The 9,826-nt window shown below is 44.2% G+C and carries 13 protein-coding genes and 1 pseudogene; 13 read left to right on the top strand and 1 reads right to left on the bottom strand.

Going from position 1 to position 9,826, the window contains the following annotated elements; all coding sequences use genetic code 11:
* From H1S01_RS21220 to H1S01_RS19040, 8 genes are all read left to right on the top strand, one after another.
* On the top strand, positions 1-244 hold a 244-nt coding region (locus tag H1S01_RS21220; RefSeq protein WP_207732421.1), incomplete at its 5' end, for a hypothetical protein.
* Positions 245-321: 77 nt separating this feature from the next.
* Positions 322-975 carry a hypothetical protein gene (locus tag H1S01_RS19070; RefSeq protein WP_188041983.1) on the top strand — a complete coding sequence of 218 codons (654 nt, stop codon included), beginning with the start codon at positions 322-324 and terminating at the stop codon, positions 973-975.
* 247 nt (positions 976-1,222) lie between these two features.
* The gene (locus H1S01_RS19065; protein ID WP_188041982.1) at positions 1,223-1,405 is read left to right on the top strand and encodes a hypothetical protein; all 183 of its coding nucleotides are present in this window, start codon (positions 1,223-1,225) and stop codon (positions 1,403-1,405) included.
* Entirely contained in the window at positions 1,402-1,647 is a 246-nt protein-coding gene (locus tag H1S01_RS19060; protein WP_188041981.1) for a cell division topological specificity factor MinE, read from the top strand. The genes H1S01_RS19065 and H1S01_RS19060 overlap by 4 nt, the downstream gene beginning before the upstream one ends.
* Before the next feature lie 76 nt (positions 1,648-1,723).
* Positions 1,724-2,398 carry a DNA-methyltransferase gene (locus H1S01_RS19055; protein WP_188041980.1) on the top strand — a complete coding sequence of 225 codons (675 nt, stop codon included), beginning with the start codon at positions 1,724-1,726 and terminating at the stop codon, positions 2,396-2,398.
* 1,552 nt (positions 2,399-3,950) lie between these two features.
* Positions 3,951-4,364, top strand: coding sequence for a phBC6A51 family helix-turn-helix protein (locus tag H1S01_RS19050; protein WP_188041979.1), 414 nt, complete (start codon positions 3,951-3,953; stop codon positions 4,362-4,364).
* 235 nt (positions 4,365-4,599) lie between these two features.
* Entirely contained in the window at positions 4,600-5,073 is a 474-nt protein-coding gene (locus H1S01_RS19045; protein ID WP_188041978.1) for a site-specific integrase, read from the top strand.
* Positions 5,074-5,081: 8 nt separating this feature from the next.
* Positions 5,082-5,411 (top strand): tyrosine-type recombinase/integrase, encoded by a 330-nt coding sequence (locus H1S01_RS19040; protein ID WP_188041977.1) that lies wholly within the window; start codon positions 5,082-5,084, stop codon positions 5,409-5,411.
* An 824-nt stretch (positions 5,412-6,235) separates the two neighbouring features.
* Here the strand turns inward: H1S01_RS19040 and H1S01_RS19035 are convergent.
* The gene (locus H1S01_RS19035) at positions 6,236-6,784 is read right to left on the bottom strand and encodes a hypothetical protein (protein WP_188041976.1); all 549 of its coding nucleotides are present in this window, start codon (positions 6,782-6,784) and stop codon (positions 6,236-6,238) included.
* Positions 6,785-7,542: 758 nt separating this feature from the next.
* Between H1S01_RS19035 and H1S01_RS19030 the strand changes: the two genes are divergently transcribed.
* The 5 genes and pseudogenes from H1S01_RS19030 to H1S01_RS19015 form a co-directional block, all read left to right on the top strand.
* Complete coding sequence (locus tag H1S01_RS19030) at positions 7,543-7,776, top strand: helix-turn-helix domain-containing protein (protein WP_188041975.1); 234 nt, start codon at positions 7,543-7,545, stop codon at positions 7,774-7,776.
* Positions 7,777-7,786: 10 nt separating this feature from the next.
* Positions 7,787-8,425 carry a hypothetical protein gene (locus H1S01_RS19025; RefSeq protein ID WP_188041974.1) on the top strand — a complete coding sequence of 213 codons (639 nt, stop codon included), beginning with the start codon at positions 7,787-7,789 and terminating at the stop codon, positions 8,423-8,425.
* Between the two features lie 469 nt (positions 8,426-8,894).
* Positions 8,895-9,026 (top strand): hypothetical protein, encoded by a 132-nt coding sequence (locus tag H1S01_RS22115; RefSeq protein WP_279287044.1) that lies wholly within the window; start codon positions 8,895-8,897, stop codon positions 9,024-9,026.
* A 263-nt stretch (positions 9,027-9,289) separates the two neighbouring features.
* On the top strand, positions 9,290-9,634 hold the full coding sequence (locus tag H1S01_RS19020) for a hypothetical protein (RefSeq protein ID WP_188041973.1): 345 nt from the start codon (positions 9,290-9,292) through the stop codon (positions 9,632-9,634).
* A pseudogene (locus tag H1S01_RS19015) lies at positions 9,615-9,826 on the top strand (sigma factor-like helix-turn-helix DNA-binding protein); the annotation flags it as partial. The gene H1S01_RS19020 and the pseudogene H1S01_RS19015, both read left to right, overlap by 20 nt.

Below are 9,826 nucleotides of genomic sequence, written 5' to 3'. Positions count from 1 at the left end.
TGGGTCGGCTTCAGTCCTTGGTCTTTCTGATGGTGAATCTTTGTGTACATTTTCCACTCCGTCAATGTGGGCCAATTGCCTCCTTATGATGCTGTATACAATAGGTGCCGCTTCTTCTGCTACGCTCAGGTTGGCCTGCGTTTACGTTATTTCTTCAGGCATGATTCGCTTGCAGATCTTATTGGCAACCCGCCTATTGTATCAAAACATCCAAGGCAAGTGTCCGAAAAACGTCCATTTTTAATGGCCAAAAATCGTCCCTTTTAGTTTACCGCTTACAACTTAGGGGATGTTCATGGAACACTAGGTGCAGACATAGAAATGTATTTCTTTAGAGTTCTACGTAAACCAAATTTATGGCCGATTGATGAGGGACACAAAAACTACACTGAAGATGACCTTTTTGATGTTATTGAGTTGTTGTACGATTTAGTCTCCAAACCTCTTGAAGGGCGTTATCACAGTTGGAGTGATTGTGGTTGGCATTATGATACTTTTGAGAAAAAGGCAGGACAAAACGAGTTTCGAGCCCAGATTAACGATATTTTGCAAGATTATCAAGAAGGATACGAATTATCGGTAGACGGAGAAATTCTAGCATTAGGCGATAGTGGACTACAACATTTACTTAAAGCCGAGATACCCACTTTTGATAAAGAAAATGTAGACTCCAGATTAGAACAAGCGATACTAAAATTTAGAAGGCATCGTTCGTCTATACAAGATCGTAGAGACGCGGTTAGAGAGTTAGCTGATATACTTGAATATTTAAGGCCCAAAATGAAGGGATTATTATTGTCGAATGATGAAAGTGATCTTTTTAATATTGCTAATAACTTTGCTATTCGACATCATAATAACAAGCAAAAAAACGACTATGACAAACCAATATGGCTGAGTTGGATTTTTTATGTTTATCTTTCTACGATACATGTTATCGTAAGATTACTAATTAAGAACAACATAAAGGTATAGACTAAACATCATTCGATATAATATTCAAATTGTACCCACCACCCACAGCCCACCTATTGAATAGACAGGCAGTTCAGCCCATCGTGGTTGGATTGCTTTTACTTTTTTTAAGGACGGTGGCCAATGACCTTGGTCCCAATTTCTAAAACTAAACATGGGACTCTAGACTCTTGAATAAGCAGGAATATGAGCTATTTTGTCGAATCATGTAATAAAATGTCAATACTATCGGAAGGCGGGTGGTCTGATGTTTGACATAAAGGAGCAGAACAAACTCTCTGTTCAAATGCTCATAGAAAAAATCAGGTTAACCGAAACTGGTGCAGAGGCACGACAACTGCTTGAAGTTGAGGGCCAAAACTATACCGTTGAAGATTTTCTAGAAGTAATGAATGTTACTGACGGTAACGAAAGAGAGAAGATCCAATGAATAACTTTATTAAGAGTACCGATTTGTCCGGTGAATCGAATCAGTTAATTCTCGTCATTGATGATAAAGACGCAGAGGTCACTCCTCAAATGGTCAAGTCACTTACAGAAGACATGATACAAGTCATCGCCAAACACATTCAAATTGACCGTTCAAAAGTGAAGATTAACTTAACATCAGAGCAGAGTGTAAAAAAGATCGTCATCTACATCCCGGTCGTTAATATTCCTCGAGGAAAATAATTACGCCTTACATGAAAGCAGTTTTAGGCCTATTGCCTGAACCTGCTTTTTTTATTTTTTACAAGGATGGTGGCCAATGACATCAAACATCGGCGAATTATCAGTTGACCGCATCTATAACATGGACATCAACGTCGGCCTCAAACTACTCCCCAACAACGGTATCGACCTCATCATCGCCGACCCACCATACGGCATCAATTACCGGAGTGGCAGTCGCAAGCGAAAGTTCACCGCAATCCAAAACGACAACATCATCATGGCCGATTGGTTGGCCGACGCTTATCGGGTTCTGAAAGACGGTGGTGCCCTATACTGCTACACCCGCTGGGACGTCTATGCCGAGTGGTATCACCGAATCTCCCGTCACTTCACCATCAAGAACTGCATCGTCTGGCAAAAGAACGGTGGGGGAATGGGTGATCTTCGAGGAGCCTACAGTCCTGCTCATGAGTTTCTCATCTTCGCTGTGAAAGGTCGACATCTCTTAAATGGAAAGCGAATTTCAGACGTATGGGCTGTGCCTCGCGACCCGGCAGTAACCTACATCCATCCCACGCAAAAGCCGGTAAAACTGGCCGAGATGATTATTGAGAAATCATCGCAGCCGGGTGATGTTGTGCTTGTACCGTTCTGTGGTAGCGGTGGGGACTGCGTGGCAGTAAAACAGATGGGGCGAAGGTTTTTAGCGTTTGATGTTGAGGAGCAATACGTCGTTTTGGCTAAAAAGCGGTTGGTAGACGTGGCATAATCCACTTGCATTTAGTAGCTCGCGACAAGAAACGGAAAATTCAGACTCTTAGGACCTAAGTCTCTTGTCGTAACAAGGCAAATTCTGTTATAGTAACAGAAAAGAACTATAACAAATCCCTGGAGGTGAGAACTATCACTCGAAAGGCAGTTAGTTGTTCTAGAAAGGGTTGTTCTCAATACAAGGATAGTTTTATTTCTTTTCGAGTTCTCGCCGATATAGGTGAGGAACTCAAGCGTAATTTACTTCAACCAATGCCCGACAAAGTAATAACTCTAATTTTACCGTTCGAAAAGTGGGTTTCCCAATGTATTAAAACTATACATGGAATGTTGCCGAGATCCGCTACGTTGGATGCCTTTGTAAGAATTGCTAACGATAAGGAAGAGCCTACAATAATACGTTTAGAAAAGCTGCTTTTCATTGTACAAGGGTTAGCAATCACGGAAGAGTTACTGGAATTCGTTAAAGATATTGATGATAAATGACGGATCAAAAATGTAGATGGCGACACGCAGTGATTTCTATATTGCAGCGAGTCGCCTTCTTATTGAGGGTAAAATGAGGGCAAGTACGAAAGACCTTAAAGCCCAGCGATGTCGATCTGATTTACTTGTGAGGTGGCAGCGAAGATTGAGTGGACAATAAAATAGGAGGTAGGTATGGTTCCGGAAGATCATCGAGAAAAATGGTGCAAAACATGAAATGATCAATACACTTACACGTGTAATGATTGTGTAATCACTGACGCTAATGATGAACCCACTAATTTTGTTGAGTCGAATAGTAGTGGATTTATAATTTATTTGCTGTTAGCTCTAATAGCCTCGTATTTGATTTGCCGTACTTTATTATTCCATTGATACTTTGTCGGCATAGTCCTTCTGAGGGAGAAATCGCCACAGCCATGCCTGTTTCGCCACGTGTGCCCATAAAATCCATTGCCAATATAATTCCATTCAGATAATGCCTGCGAGGCACACGTCGGCACACAACCCGCAACGTTCCCAACCCAGCCGTGTAGCAGCTGGGTGAGGCGGGCGAGAGGGCGGCGTTGGCGGGCGTCTCCTGTTTCAATATAAGAGAAGATCCCGGTAATCATACAAGGATAACGAGATCCAAGGTATAACAGTTACCATTCTCTATACATGCAGAACTGCATAACACCCTTATACGAAATGAATTGGGTATATGCATCCCGTATATACAAAGATAAGGGTTATATAACTGTATATTAACTGTTATATACGGTATATATACCGTTATATACCGTAAGGGAACCAAGCCCCCAACTTGTAAGCCTTTGGCATTGACCTGTATTGTTTGCGAGTGAGATAAAGGTAATCCAATGCGACTCCCGAAAAACGTGAAATGGCTACTGTCAACGCAGCTGTTGGATACCTGTGGCTTTCTGTAGTCGAACTGTAGGCTGACATAATGAACGGATATTTACGGACATATGACACTGACCGGGCCGCTGAAAAAGCGGTCTTTTTTCATGCTGTTGTGTAGAAGGTAAAACTATAAAGTCCTGGAGGGAGGTGATCATAGGATGGCAGTAAGAAAACGACCGGTATTCGCTGTGGCCCCTGAGCAGGCGAAGGCGGCGGAACTTTTTGTGGGCAACGAATTGGACGGTAGATTGACCATTGCGGAGATCGCAGAACAGGTAGGGGTTAGTGCCCGGACTATTTACCGCTGGAAGCAAGACCCCGAATTCCTGGCCTATCAGAATTATCTTGCCGATATGGTGATGGAAGATTTCCTTACGGAAGCGTACGTGCGGCTACGTGGCCTTGTGCGGGCTGATAATGAAAAGACTCAGCTAAAGGCCCTAGAACTCTTGTTAAAGAATCGTGGTAAGCTGACGGACGTTAAAGAGGTTTCGGCAACGGTGGAAGATACCCGGAATAATGAATCCCTGGCGGATGAGATTGCAGAACTAAAACGGATGTTGGGGGAATGATCCAACTAACTCTTGTTGGACAGGTTTATTCTTGTGTAAATTGAATATGCCCATGGGAATCCATTTTCTAAAGCAGTTATCCCCAAATCTGGGACGGCTGCTTTTCTTTTTTTGTTTGATCATTCTTCTCTACTATATGCGATCAAAAGAGCTATACTGTAGCCATGAAACCACGTTTCAGGCCCCATTATCCCATAAATATTTGATCGTATATTCAGAAGGGTTGGACGAAGCTATGATCGCAGACTTCCTTGCAGACCTTGAACGGCGGGGGAAAAGCCCACTCACCATCAAACAGTACGCAGCTACATGGGGACGGTTCAAACGCTGGTTCGATGCGAAGCACACGGCAATTACAGCTGCATCAAATGATGGACCCCCACCCCACCCCCACCGGGGGGTCTCCGGGCTCGGTCTGATGCTTCAATCGGACATATCATGTTTCAAAAGGTGGGCTGGAAATACTTACAAACCCCGTACCATTGCGTTAACCCTGTTACAACTCCGGGTAATTTTCGATTTTTACGTCAAACGAGGCGACATCCCGGATAATCCTGCCGTAGACGTCGAAAACGTGCCCACCCCGGCTCAAAACCCCAAGTGGCTTACCCGGAATGAACAGAACTTGCTCATTCGCACCGTACGTCAACGGGGGAACCTGCGGGATCTCGCCTTGATAACCGTTTTTTACATACCGGTTTACGAGTAAATGAAATAGTGACTGTCAGAATTTCCGACACTCAAATAACTGACCGAAAAGGACAGATAACCGTCCGCAACGGTAAGGGCGGGAAGTACCGGGAAATCCCGTTAAACAACGATGTGCGAAAGGTGCTGGCCTTGTACTTAGCGGAATATCCCCGGCTAGCTAACGATTATCTTTTCTTCACGAACCGGTCTCCCAAGATGACTACCCGAGCGGCTCAGGTTATCGTTGAGAAATATAAAGAGTTGACCGGAATAGCCCACCTGAACTGCCATAGCTGCATACCTTCGGTCATCAGCTGGCTACTCATAAGGTACCGCTGGATGTCATTGCTCGGCTAATGGGGCACCAGAAGGCCAACGGCGATCCCTTTATATCTACAACGATTATTTATACCCGGCCCGGTTCTGATGACTTGGAACGTGCGGTAGGGGAATTGGAGTGGATATGAAAAGGGCCTTGCATAACTTAATGACTCTCAGAAAATCAGAGGGTCATTAATATTGTATAAAACTATGGTGTCGGAAAATACTACGGCATCTTTTTATATTCTATGGTATCGTCAGAACGTTTTTATCAGATAAAACTGTAAACTGACTCTTTCTTCCGAGTCTTGACTTACTCCTTCCGCTGTCGCCCTGCACGTGGGCACACGTTCAACAGAAATAATAGAGTTAATATGTATCCCCTACCTGCTGGTACTCTCGCCATACAGGGAAACGTGAAGGCTTTTTCCGATGAAGGAAGAATTTTTATTGTTTTCCCAGAACCTTTTCATTGACAACGGTTTGGTCCCGTAATAAAGCTATATTAGTGTAGGAAATACCGACGGTAATAGCTTCGTTTACTCATAAACCGGTATATAGGATTAATATAGTCTGAGCAAGATCCCACAGAGTTGCTAGTTGGTTTGCAACCCCGAAGTTCGGAAACACGGAATCATTAAAATAATCTTATGGAAACTCATAAGATGTTCCAGTAAATCCCCACGTTGGCGTACGTTCAACGAAGCATACGCCCTGTAATTAGTTGTTCAAACACACAATTCTATCGCCACACAGGGCAACGTAAAGGCTCTATGGGCAAATTAACGAAGTGTGAAGGGTTTTTGATTTAAGTCGCACCCTTACACATCTTAGTTACTCCGTTACGAACTCCGGAAATATTATCCCGTTTTTTCAAATCGGGAGTAAAACAGTTTAATCGCTTTCGTGCGTTTTCCGGCTCTTCCCCGAAAGAAATACCGGGGATTAAGGTTGATGTACTTTGTTATGCCATCCTTATCCTTATAAATAACCTGCTTCTGTTCAAGACGGGACAACACTTGCTTAGTCTTCGACGGTTGCCAACCCATGAGATTACCGGCACGTTCTACATTAAGGCGAACTGGACATCCGGGCTTCTGCTCGATGACAATATGCCCATCGTAAGTGAGAAATGGCAATACCGTAAATAGAAAGGCTCGTTCAGCTTCTGTCAGTGGACTGCTCTGGTCGGCCAGCAACAATTTCATCTGTTCACTATACACGACGGTAAAATCTTCTTTACTTTTCAACCCTTCTGGCATCTTGTTCTGTTTCCGAATCATTTCACCGGGTTTCAGTTGAAACAAGACATCAATTGGAGAACCTGTTTCATTTTTGAACCCAGTTGCAACAGAGAGATTCGGTTGGGTAGTTTTAGCATCATAGTCTGGCTTTTTTCGATTAATCATCATATTTCACCTCATAAAAATGGACGCCACCGTGTCTCTATATGGACGCAGATGTGTCTGTAGTTTTCGTTTATACCCCCCGAAAAATCGCATAAGATCAATGGTTTCAGCCCCTTCACAGGAAGTCGGCCTTCTATTATCCCAAAAAATATAATCCCGGTTATATAGTAGGGATGGAGATAGTGGAAACAGGAGACCAAGGAAACCAGGAGGCATGAAGGCCTTCGCTACGCTTCGGCCTTGGTCCGCATACGCGGCCCCGGTAGACATAAAAAACTGTAGATACGGCCACAACTTTTTTACCAGGAAATAGAGCTAATCGCGAGCAAACTTTAATAACCGTAATATCGCTTTTTTACTGTAAGAACAGTACCAAAGCAAGATGGTATTTACCTTACGCTCGGGATAAATACACTATTGCATGCGTCAAAAATGAAGTGTGGCACTAACCGAAGTCCACAGGGAATCAGTCTTGCCCAGAGGAGACGATAATTCCTATCATACCGATTTATCGAACTATATGTAATAGTGGGTTCATGGTGAAAAACCGGTAATTGTCCGGCCGGAATTCAACAGAAATCTGTCACAAAGGAAAGCCGTACGAATAAAATCCATTACATCTCTGTGTAATTGCACTTGTAAATTTATCTCCGGGCTAAACAGTATAGAGGGAGAAAAGAGGAGTCAGTCACTTTCCGACTGGCTTTATTTCATTTGCAAATACAGTTAGAAAATGCCATCGAAAGGAGTTTTTGTTAATGGTTGCGTTAACTCCCGAGTCTATTCGCATTATTCGAAATCATCTGGGTCTTACGCAAGGTCAACTGGCCCGGAGATCCGGCATCAGTACCTCGCTGGTATCTTCCATAGAACGGGAAGAGAAGCGACTCTTACCGGAAGTTGAACAGCATATCCGTACTGCACTGGCGATCAGTGAGGATACCATTCGCGAGATTCTCGTCCTACACAGCAAGATCAACGGTCAACGATAACACACTTAATATGAAGAAAAATCAAGAGACGGCTGTGGACAGTGCTCGAACAGGAATCCAACGGACCAATGGGTCGATATTTTATAACTTTGATGTGAAGGGGGATGTACATCTGATACTTAAAAAGATGATTCAAGATTTCCAGGATGATGTGATGCGGTTTCAGTTCGAAGAAGAAGCGATTAGGCTGGATAAGCATGAGGCGATAATTCGTTTCAAAGAGTTACAACGGAAATACGATGAACTTATACGAATCGGATCGGCACAAGCTGAAATCGCTGGAACGCAACGAGAGATGGAAAAACTATCCCAAGCAATTGAGGATTTCGAACATCAAATAAACGCTGTGAACGAGAAGCGATTAAAGAAACTGCGAAGATGGATACCGGAATTGGATGAGGCAAGACATTATGAGTCTCAACGGGTGATCAAGGAGTATATGGAAATCGTTGCGATGGTTCACCGGTTAGAAGACGATTTGTTATTACTTTACAGCAGAATGAGCGATAAAGCCCAGGAATTGCGGTTGGTAGGTCAACTTTACCTGGAAATGGTTCGGACGGCGGAAATTGATAAATTCAAGTCTGCCTACTATCAACAAGATTTCGTTCAACTACCGATTTTACGCTCTTCAAATTTTCATGAATGATCCCAGAAAAGCACGAGCATTTAAGATGTTACGGGTAATCTTAGCCGCTACATCGCAGCTTGCAGGACATCTCGCCGGATGGGAGCGTGCTAGACCCCGGTTGCCGGGAGCGGTTCAACCGGGGTATCGGCACGGAGGGAGGCAGTCGATTTATCTTAATTGAACGAGACGCAGATTACGTGGAAATTGCCAGGGCGAGGGTGGGATAATCCTCGCCCTTTTTATTTGTTACAAATTTTCGCTTCAAAGCTGATCAGCTAGAAGGTTATCTGAAACAGAAGGCGTCGGTCATCTGGGTAAACGGTTGGCAAACATTAGGTCCAGTATTCACGGTACTAATAATGAAAGAACTGCAATCCATTAAAAAAGGTAGCAATCCGCTACCTTTAATCCACTGGGGTGGGAAGCTGTGCTATGAACTCTCCGCTTCGGATTACACCTGGACGGCATTGAAAAGGGGGGCGAGTAAATGGGGAACGTGATTGATTACCGGGATGTACTCGATCAACTGGAAGAAGAAGTGGTGAAAGTTGTGAACGCCCTGACGCAGAAGTCATCTAAATGCGGATGTGGCTCGAACGGCGGTATGATCTCTTGCTGAGTTGGATGCAATTCGACCGGGCGAGGGTGGCGAAAAAACGCACGGGGTAAAGATCGCTTTAACCGGGCGAATGCGAAGTGGCAAGGATGTAATCGGTGCCTATCTTGTTGAGAAGTACGGATTTAAGAGGTTAGCCTTTGGTGATGGAGTTCGGGCGGTGACCTATCTGCTGTACCCCCCATGTAGAAAACAGCGGTACGAACCCCGTTCGCTGTACCAGGGGATCGGACAAGCCCTAAGAGCAAACAGACCCGGAGATATGGGTGACCTATATGCTACGGCAAATCGCAATGGAAACAGAACCACTGGACTCTATCGTGATTTCTGATCTCCGACAGCCAAATGAGTACGTGGCCCTTTTGAAAGACGGTTTTACTATCGTAAGGGTACGTTCAACGGATGATAAACCGGCTTGCTCGGATGAAGCCTTGGGGGATGAGTTCAGCGTAGCTGAATTAAACCACGAAATTGAATGTCATATAGGCCATTTCGCGGTTGATTTCGATATCACAAATAACGGCAGGATTGGTTCGCTTTATGAACAGATCGAATGGGCGGTTAAATCGTTAAAAGAGAGGAGATGCGAGGGTGGGAACTTGCAAGATTGACTTTTCCGGAAAGCAAAAAAAGATAGATGAAACGTATCCGCTAGACAAAGAACGTGGGATATACGCCTTGCTGGCTAACGTACACAAGCTGCGGGAAATGCGGTTCAGCCGGGGTGATTATGATGCAAGCAACCTTCTGATCGACTTCACAGATGCCGTAGAGGAAGCCGGTCTTACCGCTCGGCAACGGCT

It is taken from the genome of Heliobacterium chlorum, from assembly GCF_014502795.1.
Classification (GTDB): domain Bacteria; phylum Bacillota; class Desulfitobacteriia; order Heliobacteriales; family Heliobacteriaceae; genus Heliobacterium; species Heliobacterium chlorum.
This window is presented reverse-complemented; position numbering and strand designations above follow the sequence as displayed.